The sequence below is a fragment of the Desulfonema magnum genome, assembly GCF_017377395.1.
GTDB lineage: Bacteria > Desulfobacterota > Desulfobacteria > Desulfobacterales > 4be13 > Desulfonema_C > Desulfonema_C magnum.
Map to the genome: position 1 here is coordinate 3767045 of NZ_CP061800.1, position 25036 is coordinate 3792080.

The following is a 25036-nucleotide window of genomic DNA, read 5'->3' on the forward strand; positions in this document are numbered from 1 at the left end:
TTCCGCCCTGATATGTCAGTTTTTGGAATACTGAGGTGTCTGGCAAATTTTAAACTCCGGTCTGCTTAAAATCATTTTCCTGTTTTTTTATTTGATTCAGGATGATTGGTATCAGATTTTTTGCTTGTCACCTGACAGGCGTCCCGCATTCAGGTGGAAATTCCCAATTTAGGCAGAATATATGCCTGTAAAAGAAACCAGACCCCGATAATTACCAGAAAAAAGATTATTTCTTTCATTTTCATACTCCTTTTTTAAAAAAGTTTACTGACACTGTGACAGAATGCCAAAATTCTTTTCTTATGTCAAAATATTTCTGGTGCTGACGGATTTTGTGATTTCTGACGCAGGCTGAAAATTTGAATCTGTCCATAAGGTGCGGAGCTGAATTGCCAACTTGCAAGTGAAAATTGTCTGAGCCAAGGTTTTTCTTACTGGCAAATTTTTATATGAAAGTGTCAGGTGTCAGGTGTTAAGTATTAGGAAAAATTGAAAAAATTTCATGTTTCGTTGTGACCGGCAGGTCATGCCCGTTTATATGAAAGTGTCAGGTGTCAGGTGTTAAGTGTTAGGTGTTAAGTGTTAGGAAAAACTGCAAAACTTTCATGTTTCGTTGTGACCGGCAGATCATGGCCGTTTTATAACTCGATGAGATGTGTACAGGACAAAAAAGATGAGCAGCAAAGAAACCCGGGTTTTTCCGACGGGGGAAGGTGTCCCGTCCGGGAAAAAAACCCGGGTTTCTTCCCGCACCGCAACTTTTTGTCCTGTACACAGCTCGATGAGACATCTTTCATTTGTCAGATAGCGCTTTGCTGTAAACTCGATGTTCAAGTTTTTTTCTGTCATTCCTGCGAAAGCAGGAATCCACTGCTCCCGGAAGCGCCGTATATGCCCAAAATGGATTCCTGCTTTCGCAGGTGTTCAAGTTTTTTTCTGTCATTCCTGCGAAAGCAGGAATCCACTGCTCCCGGAAGCGCCGTATATGCCCAAAATGGATTCCTGCTTTCGCAGGAATGACAGGCTTTTTACTCGAACCGGGTCAGAAAACTTGAACATCGAGTGTAAAACAATTTGCGAAATTGTTTTACATGCCGAAAAAAGTGTAACCTGCTTTTCAGCTTTTATGAAGGATGCTCTGTAAAAATAAAATACAGATGATGCTTTCAAACCTCATCTCTGCGGATTGTTTCGTTCTCACACGGCATATGAAAAAATATATTTAGCGTTTTTCGGAAAAAAATATTGCTTATTCATCCATCATATTTTATAGAAAATATGCTCATTTTAAATTACTGGTATCCTTCATTTGTCAGTTCACTCTTTGCTGTAAGACAATTTGGAAAATTGTTTTACATGCCGGAAAAATTGTTCTTAACTTGGATAAGGAGGGCGAAAAGATGAAAAGATTTATTTGGTTATCTTCCATAATCCTGATGCTGCTTTTTATGGGCGGTTGCTACACCCAGACCCCCAAACCTGCCACTTACCAATACAGCACGCAGCAAAAAATGCAGGCCGCTTATCATTGGGATGTTCTGGCTGAGGATGTCGCCTGTCAGATCAAAATGAATCTGAAAAAAAAAGGATATCTGAATCAGCCCGTGTATATCCGGCCCGCTTGCGGAGCCCCCATGGGACCTTGTGACCGGCATTATGAAACACCTTTTGATGAGGGCTTTTACGATCTCTTACTGACCCATCTGGTCAGACAAGGAATGAGAGTCTCGAATGTGGAAAATAACGCATTGGTTGTGACAAACAAGGTGCAGGTGGTCTATCATCGGGAAAACCGGCTGACCCGGACGCTTCGTCCCGGATTCATGACGGCAGTCGGCGCACTCGCGTCAGCCTGGGCCTTGGTGGTTCGGGATGCTTACGAATATGGGGGAGGGGGGGCCAAAGCTGCTGCCCTTGCCGGAGCAGGTCTTACGGGTATTGCTCTGTATGATGCAGCGTCAGGTATGTTCACGAAAGACATGCCGCACAGCGAGGTTATTATCACCACTTCAATCAGGGATTATGACAGGTATTTAATGCGAAAAACAGATATCTACTATATTAATGATGCGGACTACTGGCATTATAAAAGACCACCTTTGCCTCAGATCATTGAGGTTTCAGGTTCCTAAACCAGATTGGAAATCACAGGTAATGGAAACTTTCAAACCGAACCTGCCTTTTCCTTCTATGAGAGAAATAAGGAGGAGTTCGGCGTGGGAGAGCTGAGTACTTGAACAGCAATTTTCTGATTTTTTATCCGGATCGCTGAAATTTATTATTTTATTTCAGCGATCCGGATAAAAAATACTGGAAAATTTGCGGACAGATACTTATTTATCGGGTAATCCCTGATGAAGAATTCAAAAGCATTATCATGGGAGGAAAAGTGGCTAAGAGAATTTTTATTATCAGCTTCTGCATTTTGCTGACAGGGCTTTGCGGGTGCGGCACCAATTTAATCAGATCCAGCTACAAGGCGACTGACGTGCTTGTTGATCAGGCCGTGCCACCGCTTATTCCCCAGCAACCCATACTGATAGCAAGTTTTGTTAATATTGACAACCTGGAAGAATCTTCCACCTTCGGAAGAACCATCTCCGAATATGTCGGTTCCCGCCTGGCCCAGCACAACTATAAGGTCGTTGAAATGAAACTGAGAAAATCTGTTTTTATGAAAAAAAATGCAGGCGAATTTTTGCTTTCAAGAGATTTGAAAGAAATCAGCATCCGACATAATGCTCAGGCAATTGTGGTGGGGACTTATGCTTTGGCAAAAGATATTGTGTATATATCAGCACGGGTGATCAGTCTGGCGGACAGCACGATTCTTTCCTCTTACTCATATAAGCTGAACCTTGACAGAAATACCAGGCAAATGCTCGGTGTTTATTATTAAAAGCGGTGCTTGTCAGCCATTGCTGACACTGGATACCATTTGCCAGTTTTCAAGTTTACCTAAGCCAGTCAGAAAACTTGCGCTGTGCCATTCCCCTAAAAAGAGCCCAGCGGCCTCTTAAATGTAAACGAGGCAGGTTCCGCGACCATTTTTTCATAAGCAGGTTCAATATTTCCTCCCATAACTGAAAAGGGAAGGGACACAACAAACGCGGCAGAACCCAGTAATGTCGCCAGAATTCCAAAAGGCCGGATAAGCAGCAGATCCACTGTCATCGAACCGGCTTCTTTCGTTTCTTCTTCCATTTGTTCCTGGGCCGGAACAGTCGTCACAAAGGGAATAAAAAACAAGCTTGTAATAACAAAAAGAATGATGAGTTGTTTCGAAATATTGTACATGTTTATCTCCTTTTTTTTAAAAGGGTTTGTGGTAAAGGCATCTTTCATTTTCCGGTTACCAAATTCAACAGCGTGTTAAAATTTAATTTCAGCATTTCTTGGAAAAATGCAAACTGCTTTTGGGCTTAAATGAAGGATGCCTTCTAAAATCTTATTTTTTTCTAGTAAGGAAAGGCGCGTTGTGTGTCAAGGAAAAAGATTCACTGATTTACCGAACAGGATCATTTTTTAAGTTATTCATAAGCCTGTCTTCAGCAGCTCAAGAATATATCTGTTGTTTTAATCGTCCGAACCAGCCCCCTGCGTTTCCCAATACTGTTGACTTAAGCGTAAGCGGGTTTTCCGGTATTTTCTCCGGAGTGTGAAAAATGCTTTTTCGCAATTGCAAAAATAAAATTTTTGCACTCCGGATCCGCGCCTAAAAAAACGGGTATGTCCCACCTTTTACATAAGAGCAGGTTTATGTGTGAAAGGCGGGAAACATCCGTTCTATTTCATAAGACAGAAAAGCAGTCAATAGGGTGAACGATGTATTCAGGGATAGAAAATCCCTACTTTTTGAGCCAAAACGCCGATCATGGACGATTCAGGCAGGTTGTTGACATTATGAATTATTTTCTGTAGGTTTAATTTTCAACATTAATAAGAGATAAAATTAAGGGAGGAAATTTATGGCAGGCTATTGCAAAATAATTCTGATTGGTAATCTTGGCCGGGATCCGGAGATTCGTTATACAGCGGATGGCCTTGCAGTTGCCAATTTCAGTATAGCGGTAACAGAAAGGATAAAGGGGGAGGAACGAACACAATGGTATCGTATTATCGCTTTTCGCAAGTTAGCGGAAATATGTGGTGAATATCTTTCAAAAGGTAAGCAGGTTTACATCGAAGGCAAGCTTCAGACCAGTGAATGGACGGATCAGGAGGGAAACAAAAGATTTTCTCTGGAGGTTGTCGCTTCTGAGATGCGTATGTTAGGGAGAAAAGGAGATTCTTACGATAATTCCAGACCGTCTTCTGCTTATGAGACGCCCAGACCGTCTGCCAGTTATGATGAACCCGAACCCTCTGCCGCAAACACACAACCCTCTGCCGCACAAAGACCAGATGCTGTAAATGAACAGCCGGCAGATACGCCCGAGTCCGCGGATTCAGGCCCCGAGGAAGATGATATCCCATTCTGATTTAAAATACATACATTAATTCTCTTCAGCCGAACATCGAAATCAGCCCGCCAATAATTTTGCCGGGCTGATTTCATATAACACCTCCTGAGTATTGTCTCGGCTCTCCGCGAGGAGCTCCAATATGCAGATCAGCTACCATTCCCTGTCTCAGAAATTCAGGTATCTTTTCAGTAAAAAAATAGTCCATGTTAAGAATAAATGGAATTCAGTGTCCTGAGTTTCTTTTTCGGGTAGTACAGCAACTTACAAGTTCGTCCCCCCCTGTTCCGGGGATAACCCCCTTAATTTATTAAGAGCCGGAGGGGGACGGATTTCCAAGTTGTTGTAGTAGTCCTTAAGATGTAGTGATGATTATTGTTCATTAATTGAACAATAGTTTTTTTTAATGACATTGTCAGAATTTTAATGCATACTTTTTTTATTAAATTAACCCAAGTTGCCACCTATGAAATTCTGTCATATCTTTTTCCTGTAAGAAAAACCTTTTTCAGCAGGAGGTAAGAATCATGAAAGCGACGGAAGATCAGATTGCGGCAATATGCTGTCTCACCGAAGACATACTCAGATGGCCTGACCATTATGAGGATCCGCAGTGCCGCATGTCGGATGCGGAAATAGTGACAACCGCCGTTGTCGCGATGATGTTTTTCGGCGGGAACTTTGAAAAATTCCGGGCAATGCTCCGCTCTTCCCGCCATATCCCGAATATGCTGAACGCGAGCTGGTTCTGCCGTCGCCCGCACCGGATAAGAGACCTGTTTTTTGCCATATCCGTTTTCTTTTCGGAAGTTTGGAAAAACCTGAACACGGACTCTGTTTACCTGATCGACAGTTTTCCGGTCGCGGTGTGTGACAACATCCGGATCCCGCACTCCCGGATTTACAAAGAGGAAGAGTGCCGGGGGTACAACGCTTCCGAACGACGGTACTTTTACGGACTTAAGGTTCATATGATGTGTGCCGGCAGGGGGGAACCTGTCGAAATTTTTTTCACTCCCGGTCATGTCAGCGATGCAGAGGGGCTGAGACTGTTCGCTTTCAATCTTCCGGAAAAGAGCATTGTTTACGGAGACAGGTCGTACAACAATTATGAAATCGAAGATATTCTTCGGGAAACCGGAAATATCCGTCTGATGCCGATCCGGAAGAAGAACCTGAGACGTCAGTATCCTCCATATGTCGAATATCTTCGGAAAAAGGCCCGGAAGACGGTTGAAACCGCAAACAGCCTCATTACACACAAAACATGCTGATTATAACGGATTTAGGGGAGGCTCGCGAAAGCCGCCCAGAGAAGCTGATATCAGAAGGTTGTGCAGCCAGTTTTCATGATAGCGGAATCCGTTAAGCCTTTCCGCCGGACTTTGTGATCCCTCGTAATTTTTTACAGTATAAGGGTTTGAAGGAGCGAAATTGAGAATGAGGGACCATCCCCGGATACCGAGTTCTGCTGAAAATATAACACCATGAAAATAATGTGTATTAAAAATATGGCGATCCATCCTCCGCATGAGGCGGTCGAGCATATTGCTCGTTCTGTGCGCGCCCGGGAAAGCGTATGCCCTCGCAAACGCATCGATATTCTTCCGTATTTTGACGATTTTGTCAGCGATTACGGAAGGAACGGAGGTTTTCTCCGCCCATTCGGCGAGACGTCTCACTCTCTGCGAAAAAGAGGCTCTGGTCGGGGCCCCGTAGCACTCCCACAGCCTTGTTACGACCTCATGGTAAATTTCTCCGAATTTCTTTTTCGCACGATCCCGGATACTGATGAACATATGAAGGAAGCACAGAATCAGCGTGACAGACGGAAAAAGGCTTTCCCATGCGTTCATAGTGGCTTTCCATCCGTCGGTGTTCACGGTTTCGGGGGAATAGCCGGGAGCGACACCGAGGGCTTCCTCCTTGTATGTTCCGTAGGCTTTTTTCAGAGAATCCTCGCAGGCGCTGTCCGTGACGGAAGCTCCGAGAACGCATTCTTTCGCCACGGTGGTGGCGACAAAAGCTTTCTCACCTCCGATCCGGGTATGTTTCTCATCCGCGACGACATGTTCAGGCAGTTTCCCGGGGTCTTTCACAGTCGTACCGACAATACTGTTCCGTCCGAGGGATTGTTCCATGCGCTCCCAGTACATGGGGCCCCTGCCGAAAAGGTGCGCTATTCCCCAAAAGGGGACGGAGAATTTACGAAGGAACAATCCCTTCTCCGCATCGTCGGTCATCCCTGTCATATAAGGCATGACAAAGGACGGGCGGATTGTATGGGCGATTCCGGAAATTTCTATGCGGCGGATCATAATATTCTGTTTTTTCGATATATAATTATCCTTCATCCGCCAGCCCTGTCCGGTTTCGGGAGGAAACACCGGATACAATGAAAACATATCATCAATATATAACCTGAACTGAAGATCGTCCGTGACTGTTTCGCCATAACTTTGGATCAAAATTGGGGAGACACAATACCTAATTTATTCGGTTTCAGTTTCCTGTCAGGTTTTTCTTCGTCAACAAATAAGTATTGTGTCCCCCGAATTTCCTGCCATATATCGGGGGTAAACACATCAGGATATAAGGCACTGCCGATTTCAAACGCACCTCGTGCCAGTCTCAGGGTGGGGCGTGACACGATCAGTTCGTCTATAATATGGATCTGGTTATTTTTTACAGCTTTGATGGTATAAAATCCTGGTTCCTGTTTTATGCGCTCTGCCGAACCATAGTTCATTCTTCCGTTCTGTGCAAGATACACATCTGTCTCAGCAGCCCTGGCAAGAATTCGTTCTTTTCCATACACCGCGATATTGCTGTTCCGTCGGGGCGTGGCATCATAGGCGATATTGATTCCCCCGGCTTTCTCCAGGGCAAATATCGCCATTGAATCCGGTGAGAACGTTTTCATTTTTTCGTGAATCGCCTCAAAATAAACCCGTTTGCGCTTTTCATGAGGGATTGTTCCTGCCAGCGATTCAATCTTCCCCATTGTGTTTTTAAAAATACGAATCATCTCATAAGCCCTGTTTTCTTTTCCAGTCAGCAGGCCGAGGATTTTCCAGTATTCATACATATCATCAAGACTCACAGGCTGAAGGGAAACAACAGTGATTCCTGCTTTTCTGAGACGCGTCACAAACGATTCATATGATATGGCGATCATGGGACGTATCAGCACAAGGTCCGGTCGGACCGCCATGAATTTTTCAGCATCATCATGATAGCTGAAATCAGGCTTTGTCATCGCCTTACGCGGATAAACTTCGTTTTGGGAGACCCCGATGATCTCCTTGTCCAGCCCCAGGGAAAAAAGATTCTCCGTGTGCGCGCCATAAAGAGAGATGATTCTTGTAAACGGTTTTTTTACTTCAACGCTCTGACCTGACTGGTCCGTAAACATTTTGGCATATCCCAAGCCACACAGGTTCAGAAACAACACACTCAGCCATAATATTTTAATATGCTTTCGCATTTATTCTCTTATAAACGCCACTTTTTTTGAGTTGGAATACGGCTCAGAATACACCTTTGAACTGACATTAAAAACCGTTTTTATGGTCTCCTCTGTCAACACCTCGTCCGTGTCTCCGTAAGCAGCGATTCCGCCTTGTTTCATAAAGATCATCCGGTCACAGTAAGTGGCCGCCAGATTGATATCCTGTATCACGGCAATCACCGTGTTGCCCTTTTGTTTTACTTTGTCCGCGACGATATCCAGCAGATTCAGCGTATGACTGATATCCAAATTTGATGTGGCTTCGTCAAGCATCAGCACAGGCGTATCCTGAGCCAGGGCCCGGGCAAAAATCACCCGCTGGCGCTCACCGCCGCTCATCTCTGTCATATAGCGATCTTCAAATTTTTTCGTGCCGGTTTTCATCATGATTTCATCTGCCACCTGAATATCCTCGGCAGAAGGCGGGGAAAATCTGGGAATATAGGGGTATCTTCCCATCATGACAATTTCCCTCGCGTTAAACGGAAAATTGATGTAGAAATTCTGAGGAACCAGAGAAATCTCCTTTGCCAGTGCTTTTCGGGAATATGAGGCAATATTTTTCCCTTTATACAGAATTGACCCGGAAGTGATACGCCTGTGTCCCATCAGAAGATCAATAAACGTGGTTTTCCCACAGCCGTTAGGTCCCACAATGCCGTAAAAATGTCCCGGGTCCAGAAGAAGCGAAATATCGTTTAAGACCTTTCGCTCTTCATAAGAAAAACAGATATGATCAATATGAAATCCCATAGTTGAACTGACCTTTGTGTAACTTGATAATGAAGTTTTCTGATGCGACCCGGTCCGTCATTCCTGTGAAAACAGGAATCCATTTTTGACTGATGCCACGGTTCCGGGAACTCTGGATTCCTGCTTTCGCAGGAATGACAAAAAAACTTGATTATCGAGTGTAACTAAACCGATGTCTTTCCCATTTGTTTTTGACGAAAAATATAACAGAAAAAAGGGCCTCCGATGAGTGCGGTGAGTACGCCGATGGGGATTTCATGGGGGAGAACCGCCCGTGTGATCGTATCTGCGCATAAAAGAAGAATGGCTCCGCATAAAAGAGATGCAGGAATCAGACGCCGATTATCCGGGCCGGTCAGTGACCGCATCATATGAGGAACGAGAAGCCCCACAAATCCGATGATACCTGACACGGAAACGCAGACCGCCGCAACCAGAGATGCCGTGATGAGCATCATTAACATGACCCGCCGCGCTTCCACTCCGAGAGATGATGCGGTTCTGTCCCCCATGGCAAGAAGGTTCAGATCACGGGAGAAGAAAAGAGAAATGGAAAATCCGATCATTACAAAGAGCAGCGTAATACCGACATCCCCCCAAGTGCGGGAACCAAAACTTCCCATAAGCCAGAAAACAATCACGGAAACATGCTCATCTGCAAGATATTTCAGAAAACTGAGGCCCGCTGTCAGAATTGACGCGACAATGATTCCCGACAATATAAGATTATTGGAAGATACGCCGCCGCTTGATGAAGACAGATACAACACAAACAAAAGCGTTATTGTCGCGCCCGTGAATGCGAAAAGCGGAACCGAATAGGAACCTATAAAACTGAAATTTATCAGAAGCGCGATTGATGCCCCGAATGCGGCCCCGGCTGAAACTCCCAGCGTGTAAGGATCAGCCAGCGGATTTAACAAAATTCCCTGAAACACGCATCCGGATAAGGCAAGCCCTCCGCCCACAATGGCAGCGGTCAGAATACGGGGCAGACGCACATCCATCACAACCACAGGAAAAAGCGCATCCATTCCGCTTAAAAAGGCATTTTTTCCGGTCAGTTTCGCAGTAATGATTTTAAGAACATCTGCTGAAGATATGGAAATATATCCCATGCCTGTGGAAACGATAATAACGATACATAGTGTGATGAACAAAAAAAAGGTCTGCGCTCCCCATGCAGACCCCAAATAACCTGTACCTTTGTTCCTCTGTTTTATTTTTTTCATCTAATTTTTATTAGGGATTTCCCCAAAAATAAAATACCCGGTGCAGGGTGGCACAAGGTGGGTTGCGCTTCGCTTCACCCACCCTACGTTTTTTGTATCGGGTATATTATTTATTTCGTGTTCCCTTATTGGAAAATTATAACATTCTGCAAAAAGCTACAAGGAAGCCAGATAAGAATCTGGCTTCCCTGTCCTTTTTTGTTTTTATATACTGAGAGTCAGGCTGAGAAACTGAAAATCTCAGCTTTCTCAACTTTCAATTCTCAATTCTCAATTTTTTATTAAAAATGAGCCATCACGTTTTTCAGATGATCCACCCATATATCTGCAATCAGATCATACTCAGCCATTCCTTTAAGTACGGGAACACAACTGATCCCGGATTTTTTGAGAATATTTTTCCATGAATCCGGTTCATCTCCGGCCATATCATTTCTGGCGTGGTCTCCGGCCACGGCCATAAACGGCATCAGATAGGCTTTTTTAACCCCTTTTTTAACGAGCATATCTGTGATATCGCCGAGGGTAGGTTCTCCTTCCACCGTGCCAACGCAGATATTAGGATCTTTTACCTGAAATTTATACATCATGGCCTGATAAAAAGCATTGCCAGGGTGGGGCGTGCCATGTCCCATAAGAATCACGGCCTCATTCCCCTTTCGTTTTTTGGGGATGGTTTTGATCACAGCGTCAGCAACTTTTGTCAGATCATCTGCTGTGCCCAGCAACGGATAGCCCACAAATATCTGTTCAAATCCGCCTGCCATATCGCCAAAAGCGTGGACATTGGTAAGCGTGTCATGAAATTCTTCTCCGCCAATGACATGAAGGGACTGAACTGCCACATGGGTAAAACCTTGTTCCATCATTTTGGCAAGGGCGATCTCCACGGAGTCAAGATTTTGGCCTTGTTTGGCGAGCTTGTGTCTGATGATGTGAGACGTGTAAGCCCAGTGTACCGGCACATCCGGGAAAGCGGCTTTTACCTTTTTTTCAATATTCTCATAAGCAACCTGAGCCTCGGGAATACTGGACCCAAAAGCCACAAGCAGAATGCCCTTTTTCACGGGCTTTTTTTCACCATGTTCTCCGGCAAAAGCCATCGCTGAAAAACACATGAACACACAAACAGCAAGCAAACACACACCGATTCTTTTGATCATAACATCTTTCCTTTCTGATAGTTCCAATTTTTTAAGAAAATCGGACTTCCAAAGGTCAGCAGATCGGAAAGTTTCCGGGCTGTCACAGAGCGGACATGACGGACAGGGGAGAAACCCGGGTTTTTCCAGCCGGAGAGGCCCCGCATCCGGGAAAAAAGTCGGGTTTCTTCACAGTCCGGAAACTTTTCCATCTGCTGAGACGGCGGAGAAACCCGGGTTTTTCGAGCCGGGAGAGGCCCCGCATCCGGGAAAAAAGCCGGATTTTTTCGCAGTCCCGCACGCAGTCCGGAAACTTTTCCATCTGCTGAAACGGGGGGAGAAACCCGGGTTTTTCGAGCCGGGAGAGGCCCCGCATCCGGGAAAAAAGCCGGATTTTTTCGCAGTCCCGCACGCAGTCCGGAAACTTTTCCATCTGCTGAGACGGCGGAGAAACCCGGGTTTTTCGAGCCGGGAGAGGCTCCGCATCCGGGAAAAAAGCCGGGTTTCTTCACAGTCCGGAAACTTTCCCATCTGCTGAGACGGCGGAGAAACCCGGGTTTTTCGAGCCGGAAGAGGCTCCGCATCCGGGAAAAAAGCCGGGTTTCTTCACAGTCCGGAAACTTTCCCATCTGCTGAGACGGCGGAGAAACCCGGGTTTTTCGAGCCGGAAGAGGCTCCGCATCCGGGAAAAAAGCCGGGTTTCTTCACAGTCCGGAAACTTTCCCATCTGCTGAGACGGCGGAGAAACCCGGGTTTTTCGAGCCGGAAGAGGCTCCGCATCCGGGAAAAAAGCCGGGTTTCTTCACAGTCCGGAAACTTTCCCATCTGCTGAAGGTGCGTATTTATAAGTTGTGAGTCCTGAAATGAAATTTTAGCATATTTTTCAGAGGATCCTCGGACGTGAGGCGGTGCTAAAATTTTATTTCAGCACTCCTCCCCCCATTCATAAATACGCCCCTTCCTTTTGAAAACTTTGGAAGTCCTGATCAGTTTTTAATAACCGCAGAGTTGAAATTCACGGCCTGTAAGTTTGATGGCGGAATGTTCCGCAATTTCGCCGAACATGCAGACAATTCTGTGCATTCCTTTTGTGGTAAGCTTGAACCAGGCATCCATGATATCAAAATGCTTTTCCCCGGAAAAAACCACTTCCACCTTGTCTGCCCCGACTTCCAGTTCCTTCACGGCCTTTTTTTCATCAAAAGCATCGTCAGAGGGGTCATTTCCCAAAACATAAATAATAATCCCGGTCTTCATAAACTAACCTCCTTTAATTTATACATTTAAATGGTTAGCAGCCCGGAAATAAAAATCCCCGGACCGAATATATCGATCCGGGGATGTCCCTTTTTTATCCTCAGGATCTTACAAGTAACCCCGGTCCTCGAAGGTTACGCCCCTATTCACCCAGGCAGGTCTTCTGACTCTCGGATCATCCCTCTGGCCGCGCCTTCCCACTTATTAGAAAAAATTGAGGTTATGAAATTTCCCTAAATTTTTTTATGAGCAGTGACATCTTGCGGTCTTGGTCCCCGATTACAGCGGCGGGCCCGCTCCCGATTTTCACGGGATTCCCTTTTCAGCTCACTTACAGAGCACCTGAATTTTTTTAAAAATACTTTTATAATAAAAAAATAAATGAAAGTCAAGAATAAAATAAATGAAATTTGAGGGCCTGTCTTGTTAGGGGGCTATGGGTTAGGTGCTACTCGATAATCAATTTTTTTTGTCATTCCTGCTTTTGCAGAAATGACAATTTTTTTTGTTCGAACCGGGTCAAAAAATTTGATCATCGGGCATTAGGAAAAAAACGAAACTTTCATGTTTCGTTGTAAGCCTCGATCATGGCCGCTTATGGTACAATTATTTTCAACGGTTTTTTTCGGATATTTTATTTAAGTGCCTAACCATAAGTTTTTGGTAGTCCTGCACAAGTAGTGATGAATGAGATTCAGTGTCCTGATAATCAGGGGACTGAACGGGATTCATCACTACCTTTGCAGGACTACCAAGTTTTTAATATCTGCCCGGGGAAGAAACCCGGGTTTCTTTTCTGGAATGATGCTTCTCCGACAAAGGAAAAACCCGGGTGTCTTTGCCGCTCGCAGAAAAAAAGCTGTATAAGAAACTTTTGCTCAGGTACTTAAATTTTCGTCAGCCATAAGTTTCGGTTAATAAGGTTTAAGTTTACATTTTATGGCAAATGGTATATTCGTTTTTCAATCCAGAGTGCCAAACTTTCAGTTTGGCAATATCTCCGATGTTCGGAAACCGGGGACTCTCTGCCAAACTGCAAGTTTGGCACTCCGGATAATTTTTTTCTCAAAAGCCGGACAGGCCATTAGTTAATTATCAAATCAGAACAAAAGGCAAAGGGTGATTTATGAAAGAAGTTATCCTTGATATGGACGGAATGACTTTGGAAGAATTGGCGGCCATTGCAAGAGAAAACGCCCAAATTCGATTATCAGAAGCCTCGGAAAAACGGATCACTGACACCCGGAGACTGGTCGAAAAATGGATACAGGAAGAAAAAACCATTTACGGAATCACAACCGGCTTCGGTGCCCTGAGCGATGTGACCATTTCAAAAAAGGACACCCGGCAGCTTCAGGAGAATATTCTGATGAGCCATGCGGCAGGGGTGGGAAACCTGTTTGATTATGAGACGGTTCGGGCAATCATTGCCCTTCGTGTCAAGGACCTGGCAAGGGGGCATTCAGGTATCCGTCTGGAAACTGTTTCGCTTCTTGTTGAAATTCTCAATCAGGGGATATGTCCCGTGGTTCCGGAAAAAGGTTCTGTGGGCGCGAGCGGGGACCTGATTCCTTTGGCGCATCTTTCTTTGATTCTGCTGGGCATGGGAGAGGCTTTTTATCAGGGGCAGCGATTCGCCGGCGCAGATGCCTTGAAAAAATGCGGTCTGAAGCCCATCCGGCTGGAAGCAGCAGAAGGGCTTGCCCTGATAAATGGCACACAGGCCATGACAGCGATTGCCGGACTTTCAGTTTATGATGCCCTGAAACTTTCCAAAATGACTGACATTGCTGCCTCCATGAGTCTCGAAGTACTCATGGGCAGCAGAACGGAATTTGATTCGAGGATCCAGCAGGTCAGACCTCATCCGGGGCAGGCAGCGGCCGCGGATAATATGTACCGAATCACTCAGAACAGCGACATTATCACTTCTCACAAAGACTGTTCCCGGGTTCAGGATGCCTACACATTAAGATGTTCCCCGCAGGTTCACGGAGCCAGTAAGGATGCCATTGCATACGCGGCAGGAGTGGTGGAAACAGAAATGAACGCCTCAACCAACAATCCCCTGATTTTTTCGGATTCTCAGGAATTTTTGTCCGGTGGAAATTTTCACGGTCAGCCCATTGCCCTTGTCGCGGATTTTCTCAGCATGGCAGTTTCCGAGCTGGCGAATATTTCAGAGCGGCGTATCGAGCGTCTGGTCAACCCGAAACTGAGCGGACTTCCGGCTTTTCTTGTTCATGATGAAGGCATTAATTCAGGATTCATGATTGCCCAATACACTGCCGCGTCCCTTGTGTCTGAGAACAAAGTGCTTTCCCATCCCGCGTGTGTGGACTCCATCCCCACTTCCGCGAACAAGGAGGATCATGTGTCCATGGGCACCATCTCCGCCCGGAAATGCAGAGAAATTGTGAAGAATGCGGAACATGTCGTGGCAATTGAACTCCTGTGCGGCGCACAGGCAATGGATGTTTTTACGAACATAAAACCCGGTGAGGGAACGCTTGCCACATACAGGACGATCCGGGAGACGGTTTCCCATCTGGACAAAGATCGTATTTTGGCAAAAGACATTGAAACCGTCAGACAGCTTATGAAAAGCGGAAAAATTTTGGAAGCCGTTGAAAATGTTGTGGGAGAACTTCAATAGAAAATAAGTACCCGGACATAATTTTTTAGGTAAGCACCTGAGCAAAAGTTTTTTATACAGCTTTTTTTCTTTGAGCGGCAGAGAAACCCGGGTTTTTCCTTTGTCAGAGAAGCATCATTCCGGAAAAAAAAAGTCGGGTTTCTTCCCCGGGCAGACATTAAAAACTTATGGTTAGGTACTTATAAATCCCCATCAGACCTGCGAAGTTTCCAAAACTTCGCAGATTTTCGAATACAAAAAAACTTTTGCCCGGGTATTTAAACCAAACTTCCGGAAGTTCCGAAACCTGGGAAGGCTTTGGTTGTAAAATTTTCTTGAAATCGTATAAAGTCCGTGATAGCCTGTTATTATGCTGGTTATAACGGATTTTGGGGAGAGCCCCGGGAAAACCACAGAATACACGAAAATCCCCCCTTCGACAAGCTCAGGGGGCTAAGGTCGGAGGAAATTCAGATTAAAACGGAGAATAATTAATGAAAAACAGTGTCAACAAAAACAGCCGACTGCTGATAATAGCTGCCTGTATTACGGCATTACTTCTTGTTTCGGGAAGCGCATGGGGGATATCCCTTGCCGAACTTCAGAAAAAAGCCATTGAAAACAGAAAGGTGGTGGAGAAGTACAGAGCAAATGTCCGAAAGGGAGAACTGGATAAAAAAATAAGTGAAAGCCGGTTTATGCCTTCGGCAGATATCAGCTATGTTGCCACCAAACTCGATGAGGATACGCTGGCCGAGGAGAGCGAGAACAGCGTTTTCACAGGTGCGATTACTTATAATGTTTTTTCCGGGTTCAGAGACAAATACAATGTGGAATTCGCGGACCTGCTTAAACAATCAAAAGACTACGAGCTTGAAGGTGTTCTTCAGGATATAAAATATTCCGTGGCGCTCCGGTATCTGGATATCTTCGGGAAACAGAGCCGTCTGAAAGTCGCGGAAGACGAATACACGCTTCTCAAAAAACGCTATAAAGATGCTGAAAACAGACACAGCGTGGGTCTGATAAGAAAAAATGAGCTTTTAAAACTGAAAGTCGAACTGGATGACACCCAGCAGAGCATGAAAAAGGCAGAAGCGGAGTTTATAAAAAGTGTCAATCGTCTTGAATTTGAAACAGATTCGGAAGTTGACGACAACATACTGAATTTTAATGAATTTAACACGGTTCCGGAAATAAAGGCATTTCCATTTTATGAATCCCGGATGTTTGAGAAAAGAAGTGAAATAAAAGCGCTTGAAATGGTGGCTCTGGCAAAAGAAGTCGGTGTGAAAACCGCTCAGTCCGCTTATTATCCCTCGGTGGATGTCTCAGGCATTTATAAAAGATTTGAGGACGGTTACATATTGGGAACCGGTGATGATAATGAAGATGAGATCAGGCTTCAGTTAAGCGTAAAAATGAATCTTTTTGACGGGTTCAGCAAAGATAACACTGTCAGAAAGGCAAGGTGGGATATGAAGAGCGCCGGATATGATCTTTACGAACTCAGGCAACATCTGAGAACTGATCTGAAGAACCTTCTCCTGGATTATGATGTGGCCCTGAAAAATTTGAAAGTTGCGGAGAGCAGTATTTCTCAGGCCGAAGAAAATCTCAGAATAACAGATATTTCATTCAAAGAAGGCGTGGAAACCGCGGCAGATGTCCTGGATGCGATCTTTTATCTCTCAAGAGCAAAATACAATTTTATCAATGCCAGAAACGGATTATTTTCAGATTATTACGGACTGACGAGGATGACAGATGATTTTTAGGCAACGCAAATGACAATATTTCGGACGGGGTTGCAAACCCCGTCCGGCAACGAAGTCCGGCAACGAATTTGGAATTTGAAAATTGGAATTTATTTGGAAATTGGAAATTGGAATTTGTTATTTCCGGTTTATCCGGCCTAGGTGACAAAAATGCCAGACATGACCAAACAAGAAAAAAGCTGGGTTTTATATGATGTGGCAAACTCCGCATTTGTCCTGATCATCATAACGACCATTATGCCGATATTCTTTAAGGACGTTGCTTCCCGGGGCGCAGACAGTGCTGTTTCCACTGCGAACTGGGCATTTGCCAATTCCTTTGCTTCGCTGGTTCTGGCGTTGCTGGCACCTGTCATCGGCGCGGTTGCGGATTACGAGAATTTAAAAAAAAAATTTCTCGTATTTTTCCTTGGCCTCGGAATCCTCGCCACCCTGGCCCTGACCACGGTAAGCGAAGGCGAGTGGCTGCGGTGTCTGCTGATTTTTGTATTTGCCAGGATCGGCTTTGCCGGAGCCAATATCTTTTACGATGCGTTTCTGGTGGATATCACTGTAAAAGAACGCATGAACCGGATTTCAACAGCCGGTTACGCATATGGATATATTGGCAGTGTTATCCCATTTCTCATGGTCATCGGTCTGATTTTACTGGGAACCCCTCCGGGAGCGTCCGCAGGGATATCTGTGAGTGCTGCAAGGGCGGCGTTTGTCATTGTGGCCCTGTGGTGGCTGCTTTTTTCTGTTCCTCTCTTGAAAAATGTAAGGCAGAAGTATTATATGCCGCCTGCAAAACATCCGGTCAGAGACAGTTTTGCCCGGCTGGCAGGGACATTTAAGGAAATTCGGAAATACAGACAGGTCTTTCTTTTTCTGATGGCCTATTTTCTGTATATTGACGGGGTGGACACCATTATCACCATGTCCGCGGCATATGGCCGGGACATCGGGCTGGGTGTGACCGCGCTGATTCTGGCAATTCTGATGATTCAGATCGTGGCGTTTCCTTTTGCGCTTCTCTACGGAAACCTGGCCGACAGATTTTCGGAAAAGACCATGCTATTTGTGGGAATCGCTGTTTATTCGTTTATCACGCTCGTCAGCTTTTTTCTGCCGGACTTACCTACAAAGGAAATGAAGGTCATTGTCTTCTGGATACTTGCTTTTTTTGTCGCAAGTTCGCTGGGAGGAATTCAGGCCCTCAGCCGATCTTTTTTCGGCAGGCTGATTCCTGCGGAACGTTCCGCCGAATTCTTCGGATTTTACAATATATTCGGCAAATTCGCAGCAATTACCGGCCCCTTTCTGATGGGCGTTATCAGCCATATCACCGGACACTCGCGTTATGGCGTGCTGAGTCTTCTCATATTGTTTATTGCCGGGGGAATTATTTTGTCAAAAGTCGGACGTGAAAATCAGTGATTTGGGATTTGGGATTTGGGGTTTGGGATTTGCCCCGAGTTTCATCACTCGTTATGACCGGCAGGTCATGCCCGTTTATATGTTTTTTCAAATTCAAACAAAGGAAATCAGCCATGAAAGCCTGTAAAACTTCCATAAAAGAGTATCTGAGCAATCCTGTAAAAATAAGTGAGGACCCGTGTCCTGATTTTAACAAAGCAAAGGACATTGCCAAACAAAAGGCAAAGACCCTGGGCACGGATCCGATGCTCCTTGCCTGGTACCAGGGAAAAACCGGTGATTATGTTCCAAAGGCTGAGTGCGGCAGCGGAGATAAGCCGGGATGGATCGTGTATGCTGAATCAAGGGGCGGTAATATCACAATAGATATCAATGATGAAGAATATATTTTTATCTATCGCTCCCATGTGTAGATGCCCGGTCTTCAAGGGATTTGCCAATCCAGCGGGAACTGTCAGAGCGTTTTCACGCTGCTGATTGTCGCAAATAAAGATTGTCATACATAATGTTTGATGTTAGTTTAAATGTTTTGAGGCTGTGTACAGGACAAAAAAAGATGAGCAACAAAGAAATCCGGCTTTTTTCGACGAGGGAAAGTGTCCCTTCCGGGGAAAAAAGCCGGATTTTTTCCCGCACCGCAACTTTTTGTCCTGTACACAGGTTTTGAGGTTATAATGATGCAGGATCAGAAAACAAAAGCTCGAATTCAGAAACCCCGTTGGCTCAGGCGGCGTTTGCCAACGGGATATGAATATGAAAATATTCGTAAATTGTTGAACAAAGGCAAACTCCGTACTGTATGCCAGGAAGCCAACTGCCCTAATATATGGGAATGTTTTTCACAGGGGACAGCCACCTTCCTGATCATGGGGTCCCGTTGCACACGCAACTGCCGGTTCTGTGCGGTCGCGCACGGGCCTTCGGACCCGCCTGATCCTGATGAACCGATGAGAGTCGCCAGGGCCGCACAAGACATGGGGCTAGGCTACGTGGTGGTCACCTCTGTCACCCGTGATGATCTTTCTGACGGCGGCGCTGTTTTTTTTGCAGAAACAATTAAGGAGATTCACAAAAGGATTCCCGATGCGCTTGCGGAGGTTCTGATACCGGATTTTCAGGGAAATGCGGACGCACTTCGGACCGTTCTGGCGGCCCGTCCTGATGTTCTCAATCACAATCTTGAGACAGTTCCGCGCCTTTATTCTCTGGTTCGGCCGGAAGCTGTTTATGATCGCTCACTTGAACTGTTAAAACGATCCCGGATCTATGATCCTGGTATTCCCACCAAGTCCGGGCTGATGCTTGGCCTGGGGGAGACGCCTCGGGAAATCAGAAATACTTTGAAAGACCTTCTTGACACGGGCTGCCGCATCCTGACGCTGGGACAGTATCTTCAGCCCTCAGAGGACCATTTGCCGGTGGAATGCTTCATTCCGCCGAAAGTCTTTGACAACTGGCGGGAGACCGCTCTTAAAATGGGCTTTTCCAAAGTTGCCAGCGGGCCTTTTGTACGGAGTTCCTATCACGCGAAAGACTTGTATCAGGCGGTTGAATTCTGATTCAATAAAAGTTTGGTAACTGCTCGGGAGTTAAAATCAAGAGACAAATCCTCCTCCGCAAATCCGATGAATTATCCTGAAGTTCTTCTGACTGCTGAATACCTCATGAAGTTGCAGTGACCTTACATACAAGGTTGCTGCCATATTCCAAACGCCATAAATTTTAAGGAAAAGCAAAATGATTTTAGGAATCTTAAAAGAAATAAAAGCTGAAGAAAATCGTGTTTCCATGACCCCGGCAGGGGTGGAGACGATGAAACAAAACGGGCATACCGTTCTGGTAGAAAAACACGCAGGCATAGGGAGCGGATTTGATGATGCTTTGTATGCCGCTTATGGCGCTGAGATTGTGGACACACCCAAGGAAATCTTTGGTCGCGCCGATATGCTGATGCATGTTAAGGAACCACTTCCTTCTGAATATGATCTCATCAGGGAAGGACAGATTATTTTTACCTATCTGCATCTGGCCGCGGCCAAAGATCTGACAGAAATGCTTATCAAAAAGAAATCCGTCAACATTGCCTATGAGACCATACAAAAGGCGGACGGGTCATTGCCTCTTCTCACCCCCATGAGCGAAGTGGCCGGCCGAATGGCGATTCAGCAGGGGGCCAAATATCTGGAAACGACGCAGGGCGGTCATGGGCTTCTTCTGGGCGGGGTCCCGGGCGTTGATCCGGGGATGGTTGTCATTATCGGCGGCGGCGTCGTGGGAACCAACGCGGCCAAGATGGCCTGCGGTCTGGGCGCAAAAGTTTATCTGCTTGATGTCAGCCTGGACCGTTTGCGTTATCTGAGCGATGTCATGCCCAGCAATTGTTTTTTGCTCATATTCACCCCCTCGATCCTCCGTGATCTCATATCAAGAGCGGATGTGGTTGTGGGAGCGGTTCTCAGACCAGGGGCAAAAGCGCCCAAACTGGCGACACGCGATATGCTGAAATCCATGAAGAAAGGGTCCGTATTGGTGGATGTGGCCATTGATCAGGGGGGATGCTTTGAAACGTCAAAGCCTACCACTCATGCCAATCCGATTTATACTGTTGAGGGCGTTGTGCATTACTGCGTAGCCAACATGCCGGGGGCTGTGCCCAAAACCTCCACTGTTGCGCTCACCAACGCGACCCTGCCTTATGTGGTTGAAATCGCAAACAAGGGATGGAAAAAAGCCATGAAGGAAAATCCCGATATCAGGTACGGAGCCAACGTGGTAAACGGAAACGTCACTTACAAGGGGGTTGCCGACGCTTTTGGTCTTAAATATGTGCCTATTGACACGTTGTTATAAATAAACCTGATCTGAACCACAGATTAACACAGATTTTTTTCTGATTATAACGGATTTTGGGGAGGCCGGTCCGCACCCTGAGCTTGTCGAAGGGGGAGGCGGCTCCCGTTTCGACAAGCTCAACGACCGGTCCGACCGGTTCCGGGCGGTTCCGAACGGTTCCGGGCGGTTCCGAACGGTTCGGCGAGCGGTTTCCGTTTACCCGCCCCGGGCCTGTCCGAAGGGACCTTTCGGAGAATCCGGAACATACGTCTTTTTTCCGTGTGTTCCGCGGTTCGGACCTGTGGTAACCTGATTTTATAATTTTCTGTATAAAAAATAAAAATTAGAAAGAACTCGGATGAGAAGGGAAATTTTTTTCCTCTTCTTATCCGGCGTCCTTGTAGTTCTTACACATTTTTTATAATTTCCTATACACTCGATAATCAAATTTTCTGATCCGATCCGGCCGCACAGTTTGTCATTCTGTTCGACTGAACTCACGCTGAAGCCCGCGAAAACAGGAATCTGTTTTTGGCTGATGCAGCGTTTCCGGGGCTGTGGATTCCTGCTTTCGCAGGAATGACAGAAAAAACTTGATTGTCGGGTACGCAAGAACAGAAGCTGATCCCGATACACACGGACTAAAATATAATATTTTTAAGCAGTTGTCGTGTATTTCATTGTTAAACGTCAGTTTTATAATCAACAAACATAGGAGGTTGCGTATCATGTACAAAATTATGATCAGGGATAATATGTCTCCGATTGCAACGGAGATACTCGAAGCAACCGGGAAGATGGAAGTTATCACAGACAATGACAAAGCAGGCAATGATCCGAAGGTGTTGTCAGAACTTATCGGAGAATATCATGGCCTGGCGGTCCGAAGCGGAACAAAGGTCACGCGGGAGGTGCTGGAAAAAGCCAGGAATCTCAAGGTGATTGGCCGAGCAGGTATCGGTGTTGACAACATAGATGTCCAGGCGGCCACAAGACAGGGGATCGTGGTCATGAACGCTCCGGGCGGAAATACCGTGACCACGGCGGAACACACCATCTCGCTCATGCTTGCTCTTGCCAGAAATATTCCCCAGGCAACCGCGTCTCTTCGTGAGGGCAAGTGGGAAAAAAAGCAACTGACAGGCGTTGAAATCACCGGAAAAACATTAGGTATCATAGGGCTTGGCCATATCGGAAGGGTGGTTGCTGAAAGGACAAGGGGGCTTAAAATGAATGTCATCGCGGCAGACCCCTTTGTCAGCAAAGACGCTGCAAAAGCCCTTGAAGTTGAACTTGTCTCTCTGGATGATCTTTTTGCGCGGGCGGATTTTATCACCCTCCATGTACCTCGTCTCAAAGAAACCATCAACATGATCAACGCGTCCGCGATCAGCAAAATGAAGCAGGGGGTAAGGCTCATCAACTGTTCGAGAGGAGAAATCGTGGATATTGACGCACTTTATCAGGCTGTTTCAGACGGACACGTCGCGGGCGCGGCCCTTGATGTTTTTCCGCAGGAACCCCCGGATGCTTCTCTGCCGATTCTGAAACATCCCCATGTGATCTTTACGCCGCATCTCGGGGCAAGCACCGGCGAAGCCCAGATCAAAGTTGCGGATATGATTGCGAACCAGATGGCAGAATATCTCCTCAGCGGCGTCATCACCCACGCGGTGAATTTTCCGTCCGTGTCCGTGGAAATTATGGAACAGCTTCGTCCTCATATTGATCTTGCGGAAAAGATGGGGTCTCTGATGGGGCAGCTAGTAAGGAAAGTGCATGATATCACCATAACCTACAGCGGGGACCTGACAGCACTTGATACCCGACCCGTGACCCATGCTGTGCTGAAAGGGCTGCTGAGTTCCTTTACGGACAAACCGCTCAACTATGTGAGCGCGCCTGCCCTTGCCGAGGAAAAAGGCATTCATGTCAGAGAGGTTCTGAGTTCTTCAAAGGATGATTTCTCAGGTCTCATCAAGGTAAAATTGGAAGCGCATGAAGAGGGGCCGGATGAGATATGGGGAACCATTTTTGAAAAAAAATATCCGAGAATCGTAAGACTCGGAAAGATTTACATGGATGCCATTCCTGAAGGTCCCATGATCATCATACAGAACATTGACAAGCCCGGGGTCATCGGAAATGTGGGCGTAACACTCGGGAGCAACAATATCAACATCGGCCGGTTTCAGCTCGGAAGACTCGGAGACCGCGCCCTGTGCATGGTGAATGTGGATACGCGGGCAGATGATCAGGTGATTGAGGAGATAAAGGCTTTGCCGAACATCATTTCCGCAGATCAGGTCAATCTTTAAACGTCAGCAGATCGAGAAAGTTTTCAGGTCCTGGCGGGACAGACAGGAAAGACAGGGAAGACACCCGGGGTTTTCCGGGGGGCCGCTTCGTCCGGGAACCCCATACGCATCAGGCTAAGGATTTTTATGATTCCGGAACGCCCGATCGGCCGTCGCCCGGTCAGTTTCAATGAAATCAGAATGTTATGTCCTTAGCCTGATGCGTATGCCGGGAACCCCCCCGGGCGTCTCCGCTGTCCCGCGCACAGCCCGGAATTTTTCGATCTGCTGAATGTGTAAAATATAGCATAAATGAAGCGCATCAGAACTCATTGTCATAGTTTGCACAAAAACAAAGGCGGAGCGTCCGGCCTCCCCGGGTCAGGGAAAAATAAGCTTCTCGCTTTCCTGCGTCCAGTCTCGGAAGCCGGATTTCCTGCTGTTTCGACAGACAGAAGGGACGCGGGAGCGTCCCTTTTCCGTTGTCAGGCAAAACGTGAGAACAAGAGAACATCCGGGATATTCCATCTGACAGCACAGCACTTCTCCGAACATCGCCAGCCATCCTTTTTTGCAAAAAAATATTTCAAAAACTGTCCCGTGTTCAGGTTTCAGAGGGCGCAAACATTGTCACTCAGACCTGATCTGCCAAGGCTTATGGCATACCCGGTAAATGCTTCTGAGGTTTGTTTTCACGGATCACTCAGAACCAGCTTTTAAACCCTTTCATAAAAGCATCTGACCAGCAAAAGATTTCATTTTATCTGCTCACAGCACATATGCACGTCTGTGTTCAGAACTTTTCAATCTGCTGGAATTGGAAAAAAATTTGAAAAACTTTGATTCATACTGTATATTTTTTACCGTGAAAATACATTTTGAAAACCCGGGTTTTTTATCTGAAAATATTTTCATGACCGGGGGCGAAAAACCCGGCTTTTTCATGAGCGTTTATTTATCAGATCAGGTACAGAAATAAAGGAGAATGAATGATGAGAATATTGGTTGCAGATGATGATTTCCTGACTCGCCAGATGATTGAAACGTTGCTGATAAAATGGGGATATGACGTGATAACCTCCTGTAATGGTAATGAAGCGTGGAATATCCTGAAGGATGAGAACGGTCCCCGATTAGCCATTCTTGACTGGATGATGCCGGAAATGGATGGCGCGGAGATTTGCCGAAAAGTCCGCCAGGAGCTTCCCCGTTCTGAAATGATCTGCCTCATTCTTCTGACTTCAAAGGGACATAAGGAAGACATTGTTGAGGGGCTTAAGGCCGGGGCAAATGATTATATCACGAAGCCTTTTAATCATGAGGAACTTCAGGTCCGGGTTCAGAATGCCAGGCAGATGATTGACTTGCAATCCGCACTGGCTGCCCGTGTAAAGGAACTTGAAGAAGCCATGGCTCACATCAAAATCCTTCGGGGATTTTTACCCATCTGTTCTTATTGTAAGAAAATTCGAAATGATCAGAATTACTGGCAGCAATTGGAAATTTATCTGGCAGCCCATTCTGATGTCCAGTTCAGTCACGGTATTTGTCCCGAGTGCTATCAGAAATATGTAAAACCTGAACTTGAAGAACTTAAAAGAATGAATAAGTCTGTTCGGGAAACTGAAAATGCAGCAACAGAGTAGAAAAAAATTAGGAACTTGGCAATGATCACGATCATCGCACGCTCTGTTGTTGTTTCCTGTCTGCTTTCTGA

General features: G+C 46.0%; 20 protein-coding genes and 1 riboswitch. Of the genes, 12 read left to right on the top strand and 8 right to left on the bottom strand.

The window, feature by feature from the left end; all coding sequences use genetic code 11:
- Positions 1-1400 precede the first annotated feature (1400 nt).
- Complete coding sequence (locus tag dnm_RS14630) at positions 1401-2132, top strand: hypothetical protein (protein WP_207683372.1); 732 nt, start codon at positions 1401-1403, stop codon at positions 2130-2132.
- Positions 2133-2389: 257 nt separating this feature from the next.
- The gene (locus tag dnm_RS14635) at positions 2390-2899 is read left to right on the top strand and encodes a FlgO family outer membrane protein (protein ID WP_207683373.1); all 510 of its coding nucleotides are present in this window, start codon (positions 2390-2392) and stop codon (positions 2897-2899) included.
- A gap of 95 nt (positions 2900-2994) precedes the next feature.
- Here dnm_RS14635 and dnm_RS14640 read toward each other — a convergent pair whose 3' ends face one another.
- Positions 2995-3297: a hypothetical protein gene (locus dnm_RS14640; protein WP_207683374.1), complete on the bottom strand. Its 303-nt coding sequence runs from the start codon at positions 3295-3297 to the stop codon at positions 2995-2997.
- Positions 3298-3968: 671 nt separating this feature from the next.
- On the opposite strand from dnm_RS14640, the gene ssb reads away from it, so the two are divergent.
- Together ssb and dnm_RS14650 are read left to right on the top strand one after the other, a co-directional pair.
- Complete coding sequence (gene ssb / locus dnm_RS14645; RefSeq protein ID WP_207683375.1) at positions 3969-4481, top strand: single-stranded DNA-binding protein; 513 nt, start codon at positions 3969-3971, stop codon at positions 4479-4481.
- A 509-nt stretch (positions 4482-4990) separates the two neighbouring features.
- Positions 4991-5737 (top strand): IS982 family transposase, encoded by a 747-nt coding sequence (locus dnm_RS14650; RefSeq protein WP_207683376.1) that lies wholly within the window; start codon positions 4991-4993, stop codon positions 5735-5737.
- Here the strand turns inward: dnm_RS14650 and dnm_RS30915 are convergent, their stop codons facing one another.
- The 6 genes from dnm_RS30915 to dnm_RS14680 all read right to left on the bottom strand — a co-directional run bounded on the left by dnm_RS30915 (position 5738) and on the right by dnm_RS14680 (position 12358).
- On the bottom strand, positions 5738-6817 hold the full coding sequence (locus tag dnm_RS30915; protein WP_246556330.1) for a hypothetical protein: 1080 nt from the start codon (positions 6815-6817) through the stop codon (positions 5738-5740).
- A 110-nt stretch (positions 6818-6927) separates the two neighbouring features.
- Positions 6928-7950, bottom strand: coding sequence for an ABC transporter substrate-binding protein (locus dnm_RS14660; protein WP_207683377.1), 1023 nt, complete (start codon positions 7948-7950; stop codon positions 6928-6930).
- Positions 7951-8727, bottom strand: coding sequence for an ABC transporter ATP-binding protein (locus dnm_RS14665; RefSeq protein ID WP_207683378.1), 777 nt, complete (start codon positions 8725-8727; stop codon positions 7951-7953).
- A gap of 164 nt (positions 8728-8891) precedes the next feature.
- Positions 8892-9887: a FecCD family ABC transporter permease gene (locus dnm_RS14670; RefSeq protein ID WP_276571888.1), complete on the bottom strand. Its 996-nt coding sequence runs from the start codon at positions 9885-9887 to the stop codon at positions 8892-8894.
- A gap of 353 nt (positions 9888-10240) precedes the next feature.
- The gene (locus dnm_RS14675; protein WP_207683380.1) at positions 10241-11122 is read right to left on the bottom strand and encodes a sirohydrochlorin cobaltochelatase; all 882 of its coding nucleotides are present in this window, start codon (positions 11120-11122) and stop codon (positions 10241-10243) included.
- Between the two features lie 972 nt (positions 11123-12094).
- Complete coding sequence (locus dnm_RS14680; protein WP_207683381.1) at positions 12095-12358, bottom strand: hypothetical protein; 264 nt, start codon at positions 12356-12358, stop codon at positions 12095-12097.
- A gap of 136 nt (positions 12359-12494) precedes the next feature.
- Positions 12495-12719: riboswitch (cobalamin riboswitch) on the bottom strand.
- A 765-nt stretch (positions 12720-13484) separates the two neighbouring features.
- Here dnm_RS14680 and hutH point away from each other — a divergent pair.
- From hutH to serA, 7 genes are all read left to right on the top strand, one after another.
- Entirely contained in the window at positions 13485-15014 is a 1530-nt protein-coding gene (hutH, locus tag dnm_RS14685) for a histidine ammonia-lyase (protein ID WP_207683382.1), read from the top strand.
- A 473-nt stretch (positions 15015-15487) separates the two neighbouring features.
- Positions 15488-16771: a TolC family protein gene (locus tag dnm_RS14690; RefSeq protein ID WP_207683383.1), complete on the top strand. Its 1284-nt coding sequence runs from the start codon at positions 15488-15490 to the stop codon at positions 16769-16771.
- A gap of 150 nt (positions 16772-16921) precedes the next feature.
- The gene (locus tag dnm_RS14695; RefSeq protein ID WP_219739705.1) at positions 16922-18190 is read left to right on the top strand and encodes an MFS transporter; all 1269 of its coding nucleotides are present in this window, start codon (positions 16922-16924) and stop codon (positions 18188-18190) included.
- Positions 18191-18303: 113 nt separating this feature from the next.
- On the top strand, positions 18304-18603 hold the full coding sequence (locus dnm_RS14700) for an AF1514 family protein (protein WP_207683384.1): 300 nt from the start codon (positions 18304-18306) through the stop codon (positions 18601-18603).
- A 261-nt stretch (positions 18604-18864) separates the two neighbouring features.
- Entirely contained in the window at positions 18865-19749 is an 885-nt protein-coding gene (gene lipA, locus dnm_RS14705) for a lipoyl synthase (RefSeq protein ID WP_246556331.1), read from the top strand.
- Between the two features lie 178 nt (positions 19750-19927).
- The gene (gene ald / locus dnm_RS14710; protein ID WP_207683385.1) at positions 19928-21040 is read left to right on the top strand and encodes an alanine dehydrogenase; all 1113 of its coding nucleotides are present in this window, start codon (positions 19928-19930) and stop codon (positions 21038-21040) included.
- Positions 21041-21750: 710 nt separating this feature from the next.
- Positions 21751-23340, top strand: a complete 1590-nt coding sequence (gene serA / locus dnm_RS14715; protein WP_207683386.1) for a phosphoglycerate dehydrogenase — start codon at positions 21751-21753, stop codon at positions 23338-23340.
- Between the two features lie 360 nt (positions 23341-23700).
- Here the strand turns inward: serA and dnm_RS14720 are convergent, their stop codons facing one another.
- Positions 23701-23943 carry a hypothetical protein gene (locus dnm_RS14720; protein WP_207683387.1) on the bottom strand — a complete coding sequence of 81 codons (243 nt, stop codon included), beginning with the start codon at positions 23941-23943 and terminating at the stop codon, positions 23701-23703.
- A gap of 365 nt (positions 23944-24308) precedes the next feature.
- Here dnm_RS14720 and dnm_RS14725 point away from each other — a divergent pair, with 365 nt between their 5' ends.
- Positions 24309-24965 (top strand): response regulator, encoded by a 657-nt coding sequence (locus dnm_RS14725; protein WP_246556332.1) that lies wholly within the window; start codon positions 24309-24311, stop codon positions 24963-24965.
- Positions 24966-25036 lie beyond the last annotated feature (71 nt).

Excerpts from the sequence above, each read along its gene's own strand:
- dnm_RS14695 (WP_219739705.1), top strand. The coding sequence starts at position 16,922 with ATGCCAGACATGACCAAACAAGAAAAAAGCTGGGTTTTATATGATGTG.
- dnm_RS14630 (WP_207683372.1), top strand. The coding sequence starts at position 1,401 with ATGAAAAGATTTATTTGGTTATCTTCCATAATCCTGATGCTGCTTTTT.
- dnm_RS30915 (WP_246556330.1), bottom strand. The coding sequence starts at position 6,817 with ATGAAGGATAATTATATATCGAAAAAACAGAATATTATGATCCGCCGC.
- serA (WP_207683386.1), top strand. The coding sequence starts at position 21,751 with ATGTACAAAATTATGATCAGGGATAATATGTCTCCGATTGCAACGGAG.
- dnm_RS14675 (WP_207683380.1), bottom strand. The coding sequence starts at position 11,122 with ATGATCAAAAGAATCGGTGTGTGTTTGCTTGCTGTTTGTGTGTTCATG.
- ald (WP_207683385.1), top strand. The coding sequence starts at position 19,928 with ATGATTTTAGGAATCTTAAAAGAAATAAAAGCTGAAGAAAATCGTGTT.
- dnm_RS14650 (WP_207683376.1), top strand. The coding sequence starts at position 4,991 with ATGAAAGCGACGGAAGATCAGATTGCGGCAATATGCTGTCTCACCGAA.
- lipA (WP_246556331.1), top strand. The coding sequence starts at position 18,865 with ATGATGCAGGATCAGAAAACAAAAGCTCGAATTCAGAAACCCCGTTGG.
- dnm_RS14680 (WP_207683381.1), bottom strand. The coding sequence starts at position 12,358 with ATGAAGACCGGGATTATTATTTATGTTTTGGGAAATGACCCCTCTGAC.
- dnm_RS14640 (WP_207683374.1), bottom strand. The coding sequence starts at position 3,297 with ATGTACAATATTTCGAAACAACTCATCATTCTTTTTGTTATTACAAGC.
- dnm_RS14665 (WP_207683378.1), bottom strand. The coding sequence starts at position 8,727 with ATGGGATTTCATATTGATCATATCTGTTTTTCTTATGAAGAGCGAAAG.
- dnm_RS14690 (WP_207683383.1), top strand. The coding sequence starts at position 15,488 with ATGAAAAACAGTGTCAACAAAAACAGCCGACTGCTGATAATAGCTGCC.
- hutH (WP_207683382.1), top strand. The coding sequence starts at position 13,485 with ATGAAAGAAGTTATCCTTGATATGGACGGAATGACTTTGGAAGAATTG.
- ssb (WP_207683375.1), top strand. The coding sequence starts at position 3,969 with ATGGCAGGCTATTGCAAAATAATTCTGATTGGTAATCTTGGCCGGGAT.
- dnm_RS14725 (WP_246556332.1), top strand. The coding sequence starts at position 24,309 with ATGATGAGAATATTGGTTGCAGATGATGATTTCCTGACTCGCCAGATG.
- dnm_RS14700 (WP_207683384.1), top strand. The coding sequence starts at position 18,304 with ATGAAAGCCTGTAAAACTTCCATAAAAGAGTATCTGAGCAATCCTGTA.
- dnm_RS14660 (WP_207683377.1), bottom strand. The coding sequence starts at position 7,950 with ATGCGAAAGCATATTAAAATATTATGGCTGAGTGTGTTGTTTCTGAAC.